This is a genomic window from Rhizobium sp. NLR8a (assembly GCF_019685235.1).
Classification (GTDB): Bacteria; Pseudomonadota; Alphaproteobacteria; order Rhizobiales; family Rhizobiaceae; genus Rhizobium.
The window spans coordinates 64665-80028 of the sequence record NZ_JABDWI010000019.1 but is presented as its reverse complement, the minus strand read 5'-3'; the positions used below and the strand labels follow the sequence as shown (position 1 = coordinate 80028).

The window sequence follows — 15364 nt, the reverse complement described above, 5'->3', positions numbered from 1 at the left end:
CGGTGTGGCAGATGCCGGTCGCCTTGACTTCCACCAGCACTTCGCCGGCCTTCGGGCCGTCGAGTTGCACGGTCATCACTTCGAGCGGTTTTCCAGCCTGAACGGCAACGGCGGCGCGAACGTCCATCTTCCCAATCTCCCTTGTAACATTATCAGACGAACCTTGGCATGTCAGGCAAGCCGGGCTCAAGAGAAAACGCCGACCGGCACTGCTGCCGCCCCTGCCGTGTTCCTTCAGGCGAATTCCATGATCACGGCATCGACGGCCAGGCTTTCACCGGGAGCGGCGTTGATCTTCGAAACGACAAGATCGCGTTCGGCGCGCAGGACGTTTTCCATCTTCATCGCCTCGACGATCGCAAGCGTTTCACCGGCCTTGACCTCCTGGCCCTCGGCGACCGCTATAGACACGACGAGGCCGGGCATCGGGCAGAGCAGGAGCCTTGAGGTGTCGGGCGGCAGCTTCACCGGCATCAGCCTGTCGAGTTCCGCGTGGCGCGGCGAAAAGACTTTGGCGGTCACCGACAGTCCCTGCCAGTCGATGCGCACGCCGTTGAGGGCGGGACGGATTTGCGCGGCAATATCCTTGTCGCCGACCTTGCCGCTCCAGACCGGATCACCCGGTCTCCAATCGGTGACAATGCTCCGGCTTTCATCCTCGAATTCCATCTCCATATCGAAGGGAATGGTGACGAGGCCATCGAGCAGTCTGACAGCGACGTAGCTGCCTCCTGTTTTGACCACCCAATGCTCCGGCAGTGTGGCCGATGCGGCGCGCAGTCGATCGGCGAAACGGTCGCGGCGGTTCGCTTCGATAAGCGAGGCAGACAGCGCGATTGCGGCAAGCGTGGCTTCCTCCTGCCGGTCCGGCTTCATCGGCGCGAAACCGTCAGGATATTCCTCGGCAATAAAGCCGGTGGAAAGCCGGCCCTCGCGCCAGCGCGGATGTTTCATTAGCGCCGACAGGAAGGGAACATTGTGTTCGATGCCGTCGACGACAAAGCCGTCCAGCGCCTGGCCCATGGCCTCGATCGCTTCACTGCGCGTCGGCGCCCAGGTGCAGAGCTTGGCGATCATCGGATCGTAATACATCGAGATCTCGGCGCCCTCGAAAACGCCGGTATCGTTGCGAACGACAATGTTGCCGGTCTTGCCTTCCGCCGGCGGGCGGTAGCGCGTCAGTCGGCCGATCGAAGGCAGAAAGTTGCGGTATGGATCTTCAGCATAGAGCCGGCTTTCGATCGCCCAGCCATCGAGCCTGACAGCCTCCTGGCCGAAGCCGAGCGGCTCTCCCGCCGCGATGCGGATCATCTGCTCGACGAGATCAATGCCGGTGACGAGTTCGGTCACGGGATGTTCGACCTGCAGGCGGGTGTTCATTTCGAGGAAATAGAAATTGCGGTCGCGGTCGACGATGAATTCGACCGTGCCGGCGCTCTGGTAGTCGACGGCCTTCGCCAGCGCCACCGATTGTTCGCCCATGGCCTTGCGGGTCTTTTCGTCGAGGAAAGGCGAGGGTGCCTCTTCCGCGACTTTCTGGTTCCGCCGCTGGATCGAGCATTCCCGCTCGCCGAGATAGACGACGTTGCCATGCGCATCCGCCAGCACCTGGATCTCGATATGGCGCGGCTCGACAATGAACTTCTCGATGAAAACGCGGTCGTCGCCGAAGGAACTCTTCGCCTCCGAGCGGGCGCGCTCGAAGCCGTCGCGCACCTCGGCTTCGTTCCAGGCAATGCGCATGCCCTTGCCGCCGCCACCGGCAGACGCCTTGATCATGACCGGATAGCCGATCCCGCCAGCGATCGTTTCCGCATGCGCGGCGTTCTCGATGATGCCGAGATGGCCGGGCACGGTAGAGACGCCGGCCGCATTGGCGAACTTCTTCGATTCGATCTTGTCGCCCATCGCCATGATGGCCTTCGGCTTCGGGCCGATGAAGACGATGCCCTGCTTTTCCAGCTCGGCGCAGAAAGAGGCGCGTTCGGACAGAAAGCCGTAACCCGGATGCACCGCTTCGGCGCCGGTCGCCTTGCAGGCGGCGGTGATCTTCTCGGCGACCAGATAGCTTTCCGACGCTGCGGCGGGGCCGATATGGATGGCCTCATCGGCCATTTCGACGTGCAGCGCGTCCCGATCCGCGTCCGAATAGACCGCAACGGTCGAAATGCCCATGCGGCGCGCGGTCTTGATCACGCGGCAGGCAATCTCGCCGCGATTCGCGATCAGGATTTTCTTGAACATCGAGACTCCACCCAGAAATGCGTTCCGGAGTTTTACGCATAAAATACCGGAACGCACAATCGGCTTGGGGCCGGCACGCGGGAGATGTGGGACTAAGCCGCCGAATGTCAGGCGACAGCGGCTTCCGCAACGGATTCCTCATCGACGATGCGCAGCCAGCGGCTGCGCCGCGGTTCCGGGCGATCGCGCAGCGTGACGGAGGCCATGATCCCAGCCCAGTGCGGATGGTTGGCGCCCGGCAGCGTTGCCTGCTCGATCTGATTGAGGACGCCATATTCAGCCGGCGACACGGCGATGACGCCGCCTGCGGCGATGCCTCTGAAGATGCGCATCGCAAAATCGACGTCCTGGCGCGTGATGTTCTTGCGGTCGACGGCGCGCGACAGATTATAGCCGCCGATGCCGTCGGTGATCGCCAGGCGAAGCTGGTCGAGGGCAAGCGCTCTCAATTCACCCGGGACATTGGTCGAAATCTCCATGACGTGGAGAATGAGCTCGAGCTCCAGCGCCGAGTTGACGACGCCGTCGGTGGTGAACATGCGCATGATCCAGGCAACGTTGATTTCATCAAGCGAGCCCTGCGGATAGGTGTAATGTACGATAAAACCGGCGATCTGCTCCACAAAGAAAGCGTTCCACTCGGCACATTTTTCGGGACAGGAATTGTTGAGCGCCAACATTGCAACGACATCCTGAGACGTCCGGATCCCCTCGGGGAAAGCATGTTTGCGCAGCAGCACGATATCTTCGGCCGTCAGCCGATGCTTACCGGCCACGACACAGGCCGGAAAAGCGAGACGAAATTCGCTCATGTTTTAACTCCAGGCTTCATCATGAAGCCGGAAACAGTTTTAGCGGTCGCGAATTGACGATCCCTCAAGAAGGGGAGTTAACCGCCTGCTGCGCCAATCACGAAGATTTTAGCGATCGCGCCTGCAGCCGCTCTCGCCAGATGATGAAGAGGCCGGATGCGACGATGATGAAAATGCCGATCCATTTGGAGAAATTCGGGAAATCATTGAACAGCGCATAGCCGAGCACAGTGGCCGAGATGATCTCGAAATATTGGAACGGGGCAAGCAGCGACAGCGGTGCAAGCCGGAAAGCCCGCACCACCAACATATGCGCATATCCTGAGATCGAGCCGAGGGCGACAAGCAGCGCAAGGCCGAGGCCGGAGGAGGGCAGGGAAATGGCGAAGTCCCCATTACCGGCGCTGCTGCCGACGAGAAGGGCGGCCGCCATGAAGATCGTTCCGCCGATGCCGGCCATCGTCTGCATGGTGAGCGGTGAATCAGCCTCGCCGATCGCGCGATTGAGGAAAAGATAGAGCGAGAAGAGAAAGGCGCAGGCTACCGGCAGCAGCGCCTTCAGGCCGAAAATCTCGTAACTCGGCTGGATGACAATCATCGCGCCGCCGAAACCGACGACGATTGCCATCCAGCGCCGCCAGCCGACCTTCTCTCCGAGAAACAGGGCCGACATGGCGGTCAGCATGAAGGGCTCGACGAAATAGATGGCGAAGACGTCGGCAAGCGGCATGTATTTGACGGCGACGAAGAACAGCAGGCTCGCAGCCCCGTGCAGTACGCCGCGCAGCAAATTCATCCACGGCCGCTTGGCGGAAAGCGCCTCGCGTCCAAAAATGGCAAAGAGAATCGGCAGGGTGCAGGCGATCTGGAAGAAGAAGCGGTAGAAGGTGACCTGAGCCGGCGACATCGATTCGAAGGTCGCCATGTATTTGGCGATGGCATCCATGACCGGCAGGATGAACATGGCGCCGGACATGATGGCCATGCCCTGCAGGGAATTTTCAGGGGGCTTTGACATGGCTGCCGATTCTTGTGGGAACAGCGCCCATCAATCACGGGAAAGCCGGACAAATCAAGCCCGTGAAACCGCTCAAGCGGTCAGAGATCATTCGCCGTTTCACCAAAAACAGTCTCGAAAGCGGCCCGCAGCCGGATGTCGACATCCGCCATCATGACGGGAAGGCCGAGATCGACGAGGCTGGTGACGCCATAGGCCGATATCCCGCAGGGCACGATGCCGCTGAAATGATCAAGATCGGGATCGACGTTGAGCGACAGGCCGTGGAAGGTCACCCATTTGCGCAGCCGGATGCCGAGGGCGGCAATCTTGTCTTCAGCCATCGTGCCGTCCGGCAGCAACGGCTTTTCCGGGCGGCGGACCCAGACGCCGACACGATCCTCGCGCCGCTCGCCGCGCACGTTCATCATGTCGAGCGTGAGGATGACGACCTCCTCGAGAGCGGCGACGAAGGCGCGCACGTCCTGGCGCCTGCGCTTCAGGTCGAGCATGACGTAGGCGACGCGCTGACCGGGTCCGTGATAGGTATATTCACCGCCGCGCCCCGTCGCAAAGACCGGAAAGCGGTCCGGCTGGACGAGGTCGCCCGCATTGGCGCTGGTGCCGGCGGTATAGAGCGGTGGATGCTCGACGAGCCAGACAAGCTCGTCGCCGCCTTCTCCGATCGCCGCCACCTCGCGCTCCATCGTCGCCACCGCCGCCTCATAGGCAACGAGTTCATCGGCGATGCGCCAGCGCACCGGCCGGGTGCCGAGTTTCGGGAGCATGGAGAATTCGAGATCGGTGCGAAGCATGGCCATTCCTTGCCGCCTGTCCCAAATGCCTGACGAAATAGGGGCGGCAGGAGACCTATATGGACCCGTTTTCCGGCCAATTCAAATGCCGTGAAAGGTTTTCAAAAAAACTGTCATATCGCCCTTGTGCACCCCAAATGCTTTTGCTACATGCTGCCCCGCCGACGCAAATCGGCATCTACCACGATGCGGTCGTGGCGGAATTGGTAGACGCGCAGCGTTGAGGTCGCTGTGGGGCAACCCGTGGAAGTTCGAGTCTTCTCGACCGCACCAGATTATTAAAAAACCCTCGTGACCATTTGGTTCCACGAGGTTTTTTTATGTCTTGATTTCCCAGATATACGCGAGAGTGCCGCGACGCAGGAAATCAGCGCGTCCCCGGCCACGGCACCGGACAGCTGAACAGAAAAAAGGGCCGACTGCGGCCCTTTCGTCCCGATCGTCTGTTGTGGCCGATCAATGCGTTGCGCGGCAGGCTTCGGTGCGCGAGGCGCCGCTGTCGGCACCTTTGGTATGGGAGCCGCTCGGGCCGATCATGCTGTGGCACGGGGGCAGGGTCTTGATGCTTGCGGTCGCGGTCTTGTCGATCGCCGGGTTCGTCATGGCAACCGGGGCGAAGCCGTCGCTGTCATTGGTGTAGTCGCTGGAATAGGCCGGAGCCTTGTGATTGTTGCCATAGTGCACGGGGGCAGGCTGCGCCATCTTTGAGGGCGCAAAGCCATCGCTGTCGTTGGTATAATCATCGGAATAAGTCGGCTGAGCGAAGGCAGCGCCGGCAAGGCTGACGGCAAACAGGGACGCGGCGAGGGCAAATCTGATGCGCATGGTACTTCTCCTCAATCTGTTGTTGCATACAACAACATAAACCATCCCCGGCAGCTAAGATTTCGCGCGCCAATTGCGGCAATATTGTGAACGGAAGTTGGCCGATTCACTGCTTTTCTTCAAATGAAATCACGGTGTTGTCAATGACCGTGACGCTTCCGTTACGGCAGCCACCGGACCAAATGGACGGCAGACTGCCTGCTCATGCTGCAATCGCAAATTGTTAACTTTTGGTAATGTGAGGTAAGACCGGACGGGAGGCGACGCCGCCTCCGTTCAATGATAACCATGGGCGTCACAGATCAGTCCTCGTTCGGGATATGCGCGTCAACCCCGGTCAGCTGCAGCTTATTGCGAACATGGTGGACGCCGTCGACCGAAAGCGCGCCGAGCTCGACCTTGCGCGCAATGCCGATCGTCTCGACCGAGCCTTCGAGAGTGATGACGTGACCGTCCGCATGAACCTCGATACTGTTGATATCGACCTCGGGAATGTTTTCGAGAGCGTCGTTCACCCGCGCCTCGAGCTCGTCGCTTTCATCGCGATCGATCATACCGGCGCGCAATGAATCCTTCAGGCGGTTCTCGTTGCCGTCTCGGTCTGTGCCATCGACTCGGAACCCTGTGTTGGGATCGCTGTCGAAATTTGCCGCAGTCTCGCCATAGGGACGGTTTGCCGGGTCGCTGGCAGCGGTGCCATCGGCATAAGGCCAGCCATCATCGAGATTGCGTTCCTCGAGGTCGCGATAATCTTCTTCACGGGAAAGCTCGGGGGCCTCGCGTGAAATCGGGGTCTTGTCACCGATCCTTGCCATTATAGTCGCTCCTAGTTTCTCTCGTGACAACGCCGACAGGGGCGAATGGTTCGGTGTCGCGGGCGATTTGTCAGCGTTGGGTTTTCTCCCATTTTTTGACGAGGCGTTCGCGTTTCAGCCGCGAAAGCCGCTGCAGCCAGAAGATACCGTCGAGCTGGTCCACCTCGTGCTGGACGCAGATGGCGAGGAAACCTTCGGCGGTCTCCTCGTGCACGACGCCGCCGGCATCCTGATAACGAAAGCGGATCGCCCGTGGGCGTGTGAGCTCTTCGGTCGCGCCGGGCATGGAGACGCTACCCTCGGCATGGTTCATCGTCTCCTGCGACCTCCAGGTAATCTGCGGATTGACGTAGAGGCGCGCACTGTCGGCCCGGTCGAGCTCCAGCACCGTCACACGGAGGAAGACGCCGACATGGGCGGCGGTGATGCCGACGCCGGGGGCTGCGCGCATCGTCGCCAGCAGGTCGTCGGCGAGCGCTGCCAGCGACGTATCGAAGACCGTCACCGGTTCGCAGACGGTCTTCAGGCCCGGATGCGGATAGCGCAGGATCGGACGGATGGGCATGAGGCAGGCTCCCCTCTGTTTGAGCGGCGGGGAAACTATCGCCGGCCGCAGACATTGTCATCACGAAGCACGGTTGGCGCTTTACGACAAGGATGCTTTGAGCTAGCAGGGGCCAAGAATTCCGGCTGCGGGCGCTTCGCGCGGGATTCGCTTATCCGCTTGTTGACAATGTGTTTTCGGCCGACATTTGCGAATGCGATGCGGTAATCGTTGAAATTCGAACCAGGTGCGAGGGCGGCAGATGACCACGACCGATGGGGAAGACCGCATCCGCCGGCGCGATGACGAGGAAGCGGATATCTACGACGAGGACGGCAATGTCCGCGGCGATTTCCTGGCGCTCGTTGGTGCGGCGATCGCCGATCGTGATACGCTGTTCCTGCGTGGGAATGTCGCCCGCCTGCATGAATCCGAAATAGGCGACCTGCTCGAATCCATCCAGCCGGATCAGCGCCTGGCGCTTGTGCGCCTGCTCGGCGAAGATTTCGACATGACGGCGCTGACCGAGGTCGACGAGGCGATCCGCCGCGAGATCGTCGACCAAATGCCGAACGAACAGATCGCAGCGGCGATCGGCGAGCTCGATTCGGATGACGCTGTTTACATTCTCGAAGACCTCGACAAGGAGGACCGGGAAGAAATCCTCGCCCAGATGCCGTTTACCGAGCGGGTGCGGCTGCGCCGGGCGCTCGACTATCCCGAAAGCTCGGCCGGCCGCCGCATGCAGACCGAGTTCGTCGCCGTACCGCCATTCTGGACGGTAGGGCAGACGATCGACTACATGCGCGACGAGGAGGATCTGCCCTATTCCTTCTCGCAGATCTTCGTCATCGATCCGACCTTCAAGCTGCTCGGCGCCGTCGATCTCGACCAGATCCTGCGCACCAAGCGGCAGACGAAAATCGAGCAGATCATGCGGGAGACCAACCATCCGGTTCCCGCCGAGATGGATCAGGAGGAGGCCGCCCAGCTCTTCGAACAATATGACCTGCTCTCGGCTGCCGTCGTCGACGAGAACGGCCGGCTGGTCGGCGTGCTGACGATCGACGACGTCGTCGACGTCATCCACGAAGAGGCGGACGAGGACATCAAGCGCCTCGGCGGCGTCGGCGATGAAGAACTGTCGGACAACGTGATCTCGACGGCGCGATCGCGTTTCCTTTGGCTTCTGATCAATCTCGGCACGGCGATGCTGTCGGCGAGCGTCATCGGCCTGTTCGACGCCTCAATCGAGAAAATGATCGCGCTGGCGGTGCTGATGCCGATCGTCGCCTCGATGGGCGGCAATGCCGGCACGCAGACGATGACGGTGACCGTGCGTGCGCTCGCCACCCGCGATCTCGACATCTACAATGCCGGCCGCATCATCCGCAGGGAGGCCGGCGTCGGCATTCTCAACGGCGCCGTCTTTGCGACGATCATGGGCGCGATCGCCGGTATCTGGTTTCACGACTATCAGCTCGGCGGGGTGATCGCGGCGGCGATGATCATCAATCTGATGGCGGCCGCGCTTGCCGGCATCCTGCTGCCGCTGCTGCTCGACAAGGTGGGAGCGGACCCGGCGATTGCCTCGTCGGTGTTCGTGACGACGGTGACCGACTGTACCGGCTTCTTCGCTTTTCTCGGCATCGCCACTTGGTGGTTCGGCATCTGACGGGCGCCGAAATTGACTATTACGTAAAAGTCAATATTATTGCCGGTTCGACGACGGGGAACACATGCCTGTGAACAAATATTATAGCATAACGGAGCTGACCCGCGAATTCGGTGTCTCGACGCGCACGCTCCGCTTCTACGAAGACGAGGGACTGATCCATCCGGAGCGGCGGGGGCGCACGCGTCTCTTCCGGCCGGCGGACCGACGGCTCATCGGAGAAATCCTGCGCGGACGGCGGATCGGCTTCACCATCGCGGAAATCCGCGAGATCATTCAGGTCTATAAGGAGCCGCCCGGCGAGCTCGGCCAGCTGAAGCTTCTGATGAAGCGCGTCGACGAGAAGCGTGAGGACCTGCGCCAGAAGCGTAAGGACATAGACGACACGCTGACGGAGCTCGACAATATCGAAGAGGCCTGCCTCGGCCGCCTCGCCGAAATCGGCGTTACCACCTGAGACTTGCCGCAAAACGGTTGCCGGTCCTTTATTGCGCCTCGGCACTGCATTCGCTGGCGATCGTCTGAACCCGCTCATCGTTTTGAAGATCGATCTTGCCGGCCTGAAACGGTATCAGCAGCGCCTGGGCCTGCAATCTGTCGAGCGTGCACTGGCAAAAGCTGCGGCAGAGCGCTTCGCCTTGCTGCATGACGCAAGCGGAGTTGCATTGCCTAAGGTAAGTTTCGACCGGATCCGGCTGCGGCGGCGGGACGACAATGGAAAGTCCGTAAGCGATCGCGATCAGCACCGGCTGATGAATGAGGTAGAAGGCAAGGCTGTGGCGGCCAAGCTTCGCCGGCCACCAGGAGCCTGTGCCGATGGCCGCGAGCCGATGCGGCAGCCTGGTTCTGATGGCGATCAAGGCGATGCTCAAGCCAACGAAAAACGGCGTAGCCCAAGGAAACAGTGGGACGTAATCGTTGGAGCGTTGCGGCGTTTCGGCAAGCCCGATCCAGGCGAGATATCTCGGATCGAAGAAGGATGAGCGGAGCAGGCCCGGTGTGCCGAAGTTGTCGAGGATCCAGGCGCCAAGGAGCGCGACGGTGACGAGGAGCGTCAAGGCGAGCGGCAATCTGACAAAAACGATGCCGATGAGCGTGAGTACCGCGATGCAATGCAGGATGCCGAAATAGATCCAGGTGTCCGGGATTGCAATGCGGGTGGCGACCGAGATGACCGCGGCGGCCCCAGCTATCATGCCGAAACGTTTCCAGAAGGACGGCCAGCGAATCGTCGGCGTGCTGGAGAGCACCAAGCTGACGCCGACGATGAAGAGAAAGGTCGTGGCGATCGCCCGGGCATAGATCTTCAGCCAGCCGGTCTCGGCCGTGCCCGGCGCCAGATAGGCCATGAACTCCATGTCCCAGGTGAAATGGTAGCTCGCCATGGCGATCAGCGCGACGCCGCGCGCCGTATCCAATAGACCGATGCGCGGCGGTTTTGCCACCGCATCGGCGTGCATTGCCGGCATGGTCATCAAAGTCCCCTGGTCGAATCATTTCCGTCGTTCGACGGCGTGTCGCGGCGAATAGCAGAAAGGTGGAGATTTGATGGCGGGCCTGCATCCATGATCGCCAGCCGCGCCTCCGAAAAGAACTGTCGCCGGGTCAGCACGAAGATGACGGTCGCCGTCGCCAGCATGAAGACGTAAGGATTGATGAACCAGCCGAGATAGCCGATCGACAGGAAGATTGCCCTGAGACCCTCGTTGAAATTGCTGCCGGCGATGACATTCATGCGGATGACGCGCTCGGCGGCCCGCTCGGCGGCGATGATGTCGCTCTCGGCATCGCGCATCATCGGGATGGAGCCGAAAAGGATGGTGCAGTAATTGAACAGCCGATAGGACCAGCCGAACTTGAAGAAGGCATAGCCGAAAAGCGCCGCCAGTCCGCCGACCTTCATCTCGAAGGCGGCATGGCCGCCATGGAGCACGAAGGGCAGGTCGGCAAAGACGGCGTCGACCTTCTCGGTTGCGCCGAGCAGCGCGAAGCAGCTGCCGATCGCGAAGATCGAGGTCGAGGCGAAAAAGGCCGTGCCGTTCTGCAAGCCGGCCATGATCTGTGTGTCGATCATCTTCAGGTCGCGGCGTAGCGAATTGTAGATCCACTCGCGGCGCCGTTCGGTCATCGCATGCGTCAGACTGGTGCGGCCGAAGAAGGTGCGGCCCTTGAGCAGCCAGGAATAGCCCATCCAGACACAGGCAAAGAAGGCCAGAGCAATGTAGTCCGCCGTCGTCATCAGTGATTCAGTCTCCGCATGAAGTGCGGCCACCTTACATATGCATCGAAATGCTGCAATGACCGGAAGGCCGGGCCGCCGGATTTCGGCGCCTGGCGTGTCCGAAAGCACGCTGCAACGCTCTGTATCGATACATCGTACTTTCCGAAAAGCGATTCTGATATTCCGGCCGATGCGCTGAAACAGGACTATTTCGGGCCGGCTCGGCTCGAGCTTTGAATCCTGTTCCAAATTAAATAGTTAGCGCATGATACTGTCCGAAACTGCTGCCGCTTTTCGGCATCGTACTCCGGGTGTATGGTCCCGGGAATGTCGCATCGGCTGCAGGCGATGTCGGTGGCCCGCGCGGGTTCGAAACCGACCTTGCTTAAGCTTACAACTTCATATTCAAAAGGCGCATCCATGTTTCTTTCGGTATTCGACGTGTTCAAGATCGGTGTCGGGCCGTCGAGCTCGCACACCATGGGTCCGATGTCGGCTGCCAACCGGTTTCTCGATCTGATCCTGTCGAATGAATGGCCACGCCCTTCATCGGGCGCGCAGGTCGCCGCGATCAAGGTCAGCCTGCATGGTTCGCTCGCTCATACCGGAATCGGCCATGGAACGGGCAGGGCCGTCATTCTCGGACTGATGGGTGAGGCGCCGGACAGTGTCGATCCCGACAGGATGGACGGCATCATCGATACCGTCGAGCGCACCGGACGCATCACCCCTGCAGACCATCCGGCCTACCAGTTCCAGCCGAAGACCGACCTGATCTTCGACAAGAAACAGCCGCTGCCGGGCCATGCCAACGGCATGATCTTTTCGGCGTTTGACAAGGACGGCCGGCTGCTCCTCAAGCGCATCTATTATTCGATTGGCGGCGGCTTCGTCGTTACCGACACCGAGCTGGAACAGATGCGGGCGAAGAAGAATGCCACGGGCGGCGTGCGCGTCCCCTATCCCTTCTCGACCGCCAAACAGATGCTGGAGATGGCGGAGCGCTCCGGGCTTTCGATCGCGCAGATGAAGCGGGCGAACGAGGAGAGCCAGCGCAGCCAAGAGGAGCTCGATCAGGGGCTCGACCGCATCTGGGAAGCGATGCGCTCCTGCATCGAGCGCGGCCTCAAGGTCGAGGGCGTCATGCCCGGCGGCCTTAACGTCAAGCGCCGCGCCCGCCGCATTCACGACAAGCTGCAGGAGGAGTGGCGTAGCAATCGCGTCAATCCGCTGCTTGCCAATGATTGGCTCAGCGTCTATGCGATGGCCGTCAACGAGGAGAATGCCGCCGGCGGGCGCGTCGTCACCGCGCCGACCAATGGCGCGGCGGGCGTCATTCCGGCAACGATCCGTTATTATGAGCATTTCCACGAGGACTGGGACCAGAACGGCATCCGCGACTACCTGCTGACGGCAGCGGCGATCGGCGGCATCATCAAGCACAATGCGTCGATCTCTGGCGCCGAGGTCGGCTGTCAGGGCGAGGTCGGCTCGGCCGCGGCGATGGCGGCTGCAGGCCTTGCAGCCGTAATGGGCGGCACGCCGGAGCAGATCGAGAATGCCGCCGAGATCGCGCTCGAACATCATCTCGGCATGACCTGCGATCCTGTCGCAGGCCTCGTGCAGGTTCCCTGTATCGAGCGCAATGCGCTCGGCGCCGTCAAAGCCGTCACCGCGGCATCGCTCGCCGTCAAAGGTGATGGTCAGCATTTCGTGCCGCTTGACGCCTGTATCGAGACGATGCGCCAGACTGGCCACGACATGAGCGAGAAATACAAGGAAACCTCGACCGGCGGCCTGGCTGTCAACGTCGTCGAATGCTGAGCGTGCGGACTCCTTCGCTTCACACTTGACGCCCGCCGCCAAAAGGATTTGAACGGCGGCATGGCATTGCATCTCATCAAACTCTGTGTCGGCGCCGACTCGATCGAGGACCTGCGCGAATGGGTGGCGGAGCGCTCGCTGCGCGCCATTGCCGCCGGGCTCGAACCGCATTCGGTTCACACCACGCGCATGGTGCCCAAACGCATGGAGGAGCTTCTTGACGGCGGCTCGCTCTATTGGGTGATCAAGGGGCAGGTGCAGGCGAGGCAGAGGCTGCTCGACATCGAGACGTTCACAGACGATGAAGGGATTTCACGCTGCCGTCTGATGCTCGGCCCCGAGGTCATCGAAACCGCGGTGCAGCCGAAGCGGCCTTTTCAGGGCTGGCGCTACTACACGCAGGATGACGTGCCGCCCGATCTGACGAGCTTGGGCGCCGGGATCGCCGAAATGCCCGCGGAACTGCGCCGCGAACTGACAGATCTCGGCCTGCTCTAATTCTATCGCCCAAGATACCGGTTTCGGACGACGGCATGCGGATTTCAGCGCAGACGCAGTTGCACCGGCGCGCTGCCGTCCGGCGACGTCACATGCAGATGAATGCGGGCTTCCGGCTGCGAATAGCGCCAGGCGCGGGCGCCATGGCAAAGCAGCAGATTGATGAGATCCCGGGTCTTGGCAGACTTCGCCCTCGGCCGTTGCAGACCGATTTCGGCAAGTCGCAGCGCCGCTTCGTGCAGCGGATGCAGGGATGAACGCCCTTTGGCCCCGCCGCGGCGGTCGCCTGGCATTCCCGGAACATTCTCATTGATCGCCATAGTTTTCCCCGTACGCACTACTGATCGAGTTCAAACCGATAGCCGGAAACGCAAACACCGATTCCGGCCGTTCCAGATGCCGCCGGCCTTGTCGCAGGCGGCACCGAATAGCTCATTGTGCTGCCGCCCAGCACTTGATGCCGGCCTTCTTCAAGGCCTTGCAGGCGTTGACCGCATCGCGCTGATCGTCAAAGCCGCCGAAGCGGGCGCGGTAGACCTGGTCGTTGCCTGCGCCGTAGGCGACGGCGAAGGGCTTTGCCGAGGCCAACGCCTTGCCGCCCTTGCTCTTCGCGCTCTCCAGGAGGTCCATGGCCATCTGCCGGCTCGGCGAGACGCCGACCTGGACGACCCAGCCCGCAGGCGCGGCACTTGCCGGGGTGGCGTTGGTCGAAGCGGTCGTGACGTGGTCGACGGCGGCGTTGTCCTGTGCAGCCGGTGCGACGACCGGAGCCTGCTGCTTGAAGCTCGTGGTCTTGACCTTGGTCGCAGCCGGCATCGTCTGGGCAACCAGCGGGTTCTCGGATTTCGGCGCCGATGTTTCGGTATAGGCGACTTCGGCCTCGGCCACCTGATAACGGGCATCCGGCAGCGGGCCCTTATGCGGCAGGCTGAGATCGGCGGCAGCGACAGAAATGGGCGGCTGCGTCGCAGTGATCGTTTTTGCGACCTGTTCCGGGGCGACCTGCAGCCGGGCCTTCTGCGGCTGAACCGGAGCGGGCGTTTCGATCATTTCAGGGGCAGGGGCTGCCTGGGCCACCAGCGCCGAATTTCCGCCGCGGCTCGACGCCTTCGGCAGGTAGGTGGCGATCAGATTGCGCATCTGGGCATCGCGAGCCGGGCCGGACGTGCCGCCGAGCACGACGCTGACGATCGACTTGCCGTCGACCTGTACCGAACTCACCAGGTTGAAGCCGGCGGCGCGCGTATAACCAGTCTTGATACCGTCGACGCCGCGCACGGAGCCGACCAGCCGGTTGTGGCTGCGGATCGTGCGGGTGCCGAACTTGAAGGCGCGGGTGGAGAAATAACCGTAATATTGCGGGAAATGCTGGCGAAGGGCGATGCCGAGGCGGGCCTGGTCGCGCGCCGTCGTCATCTGCGCCGTGTTCGGCAGGCCGTTGGCGTTGCGATAGGTGGTGCGCGTCATGCCGAGTGCATGCGCCTTGGCAGTCATCATCTGGGCGAAGCGGTCTTCGCTGCCGCCGAGCATCTCGCCAAGCGCGGTTGCCGCATCATTGGCCGACAGGGTGACGAGACCGAGGATGCCCTGCTCGACGGTGATGGAGCCGCCGGCGCGCACGCCAAGCTTGGTCGGCGCCTGGGCGGCCGCGTGAGCGGAGAAGGGAACCGGCGTATCGAGGCGGATGCGACCCTGCTCCAAGGCCTCGAAGGTCATATAAAGGGTCATCATCTTGGTCAGCGAGGCGGGATATTGCAGCCGATCGGCATTCTCGCTGTAGAGAACGTTGCCGGTCTTGGCGTCGACGACGATGCCCGCATATTTCGGATTGGCCGCCTCCGCGTCGGCATTGACCGAATCAACCAGGACGACCGTGAGAGCCATCGAAAGGATCGCCAGGAGCTTTGCGAAAAAGCTGCCGGACCGGGACGATGATACGGAGGAGACTGACCTTGACACTATTCCACTCTTCGCTTTGCATTTCAGATATTGGGCGGGAACCGCACACCCCCGCCGCACAGCTCGTCTTTTGAAATTACCGATTCAGCGTTACCAATCCGTTTATGATGAATCGTTTCATGCCTTCTCCGGCGG

The 15364-nt window shown here is 61.5% G+C and carries 16 protein-coding genes, 1 tRNA gene and 1 pseudogene; 6 read left to right on the top strand and 12 right to left on the bottom strand.

All coding sequences use genetic code 11. The features are described 5' to 3' along the window. The 5 genes and pseudogenes from HJC04_RS29745 to lipB form a co-directional block, all read right to left on the bottom strand. A pseudogene (locus HJC04_RS29745) lies at window positions 1–127 on the bottom strand (S-(hydroxymethyl)glutathione dehydrogenase); the annotation flags it as partial. A 107-nt stretch (window positions 128–234) separates the two neighbouring features. Beyond that, window positions 235–2244, bottom strand: coding sequence for an acetyl/propionyl/methylcrotonyl-CoA carboxylase subunit alpha (locus HJC04_RS29740; protein WP_221147726.1), 2010 nt, complete (start codon window positions 2242–2244; stop codon window positions 235–237). A gap of 107 nt (window positions 2245–2351) precedes the next feature. After that, window positions 2352–3056, bottom strand: a complete 705-nt coding sequence (locus HJC04_RS29735) for a hypothetical protein (protein ID WP_221123575.1) — start codon at window positions 3054–3056, stop codon at window positions 2352–2354. A 97-nt stretch (window positions 3057–3153) separates the two neighbouring features. Then, window positions 3154–4074, bottom strand: coding sequence for a DMT family transporter (locus HJC04_RS29730; protein WP_210631219.1), 921 nt, complete (start codon window positions 4072–4074; stop codon window positions 3154–3156). A gap of 80 nt (window positions 4075–4154) precedes the next feature. Then, the gene (gene lipB / locus HJC04_RS29725) at window positions 4155–4874 is read right to left on the bottom strand and encodes a lipoyl(octanoyl) transferase LipB (protein ID WP_221123574.1); all 720 of its coding nucleotides are present in this window, start codon (window positions 4872–4874) and stop codon (window positions 4155–4157) included. Window positions 4875–4927: 53 nt separating this feature from the next. On the opposite strand from lipB, the gene HJC04_RS29720 reads away from it, so the two are divergent. Further along, window positions 4928–5092 (top strand): hypothetical protein, encoded by a 165-nt coding sequence (locus HJC04_RS29720; RefSeq protein ID WP_221147725.1) that lies wholly within the window; start codon window positions 4928–4930, stop codon window positions 5090–5092. Next, window positions 5057–5141 (top strand) — tRNA-Leu (locus HJC04_RS29715). The genes HJC04_RS29720 and HJC04_RS29715 overlap by 36 nt, the downstream gene beginning before the upstream one ends. A gap of 183 nt (window positions 5142–5324) precedes the next feature. Here HJC04_RS29715 and HJC04_RS29710 read toward each other — a convergent pair. The 3 genes from HJC04_RS29710 to HJC04_RS29700 form a co-directional block, all read right to left on the bottom strand. Continuing rightward, window positions 5325–5693 (bottom strand): hypothetical protein, encoded by a 369-nt coding sequence (locus HJC04_RS29710; RefSeq protein WP_210631222.1) that lies wholly within the window; start codon window positions 5691–5693, stop codon window positions 5325–5327. 302 nt (window positions 5694–5995) lie between these two features. Next, window positions 5996–6508 (bottom strand): BON domain-containing protein, encoded by a 513-nt coding sequence (locus HJC04_RS29705; RefSeq protein ID WP_221147724.1) that lies wholly within the window; start codon window positions 6506–6508, stop codon window positions 5996–5998. Between the two features lie 70 nt (window positions 6509–6578). Continuing rightward, window positions 6579–7073 carry a peptide deformylase gene (locus HJC04_RS29700; RefSeq protein WP_210631224.1) on the bottom strand — a complete coding sequence of 165 codons (495 nt, stop codon included), beginning with the start codon at window positions 7071–7073 and terminating at the stop codon, window positions 6579–6581. Window positions 7074–7314: 241 nt separating this feature from the next. Here HJC04_RS29700 and mgtE point away from each other — a divergent pair, with 241 nt between their 5' ends. After that, the gene (mgtE, locus tag HJC04_RS29695) at window positions 7315–8727 is read left to right on the top strand and encodes a magnesium transporter (RefSeq protein WP_064802760.1); all 1413 of its coding nucleotides are present in this window, start codon (window positions 7315–7317) and stop codon (window positions 8725–8727) included. A gap of 64 nt (window positions 8728–8791) precedes the next feature. Next, on the top strand, window positions 8792–9184 hold the full coding sequence (locus HJC04_RS29690) for a MerR family DNA-binding transcriptional regulator (RefSeq protein ID WP_011425479.1): 393 nt from the start codon (window positions 8792–8794) through the stop codon (window positions 9182–9184). A gap of 28 nt (window positions 9185–9212) precedes the next feature. Here the strand turns inward: HJC04_RS29690 and HJC04_RS29685 are convergent, their stop codons facing one another. Continuing rightward, window positions 9213–10202: a heparan-alpha-glucosaminide N-acetyltransferase gene (locus HJC04_RS29685; RefSeq protein WP_221123571.1), complete on the bottom strand. Its 990-nt coding sequence runs from the start codon at window positions 10200–10202 to the stop codon at window positions 9213–9215. Further along, window positions 10202–10966, bottom strand: coding sequence for a DUF599 domain-containing protein (locus tag HJC04_RS29680; RefSeq protein WP_221123570.1), 765 nt, complete (start codon window positions 10964–10966; stop codon window positions 10202–10204). Before HJC04_RS29680 ends, HJC04_RS29685 begins: the two co-directional genes overlap by 1 nt. Window positions 10967–11368: 402 nt before the next feature. On the opposite strand from HJC04_RS29680, the gene HJC04_RS29675 reads away from it, so the two are divergent. Further along, window positions 11369–12772: an L-serine ammonia-lyase gene (locus tag HJC04_RS29675; protein WP_221147723.1), complete on the top strand. Its 1404-nt coding sequence runs from the start codon at window positions 11369–11371 to the stop codon at window positions 12770–12772. A 60-nt stretch (window positions 12773–12832) separates the two neighbouring features. After that, window positions 12833–13270 (top strand): DUF1489 family protein, encoded by a 438-nt coding sequence (locus HJC04_RS29670; protein ID WP_210631228.1) that lies wholly within the window; start codon window positions 12833–12835, stop codon window positions 13268–13270. A 44-nt stretch (window positions 13271–13314) separates the two neighbouring features. Here the strand turns inward: HJC04_RS29670 and HJC04_RS29665 are convergent, their stop codons facing one another. Together HJC04_RS29665 and HJC04_RS29660 are read right to left on the bottom strand one after the other, a co-directional pair. Then, window positions 13315–13590 carry a hypothetical protein gene (locus HJC04_RS29665; protein ID WP_088393824.1) on the bottom strand — a complete coding sequence of 92 codons (276 nt, stop codon included), beginning with the start codon at window positions 13588–13590 and terminating at the stop codon, window positions 13315–13317. A gap of 112 nt (window positions 13591–13702) precedes the next feature. Then, window positions 13703–15229, bottom strand: a complete 1527-nt coding sequence (locus tag HJC04_RS29660) for a serine hydrolase (RefSeq protein ID WP_221147722.1) — start codon at window positions 15227–15229, stop codon at window positions 13703–13705. Window positions 15230–15364 lie beyond the last annotated feature (135 nt).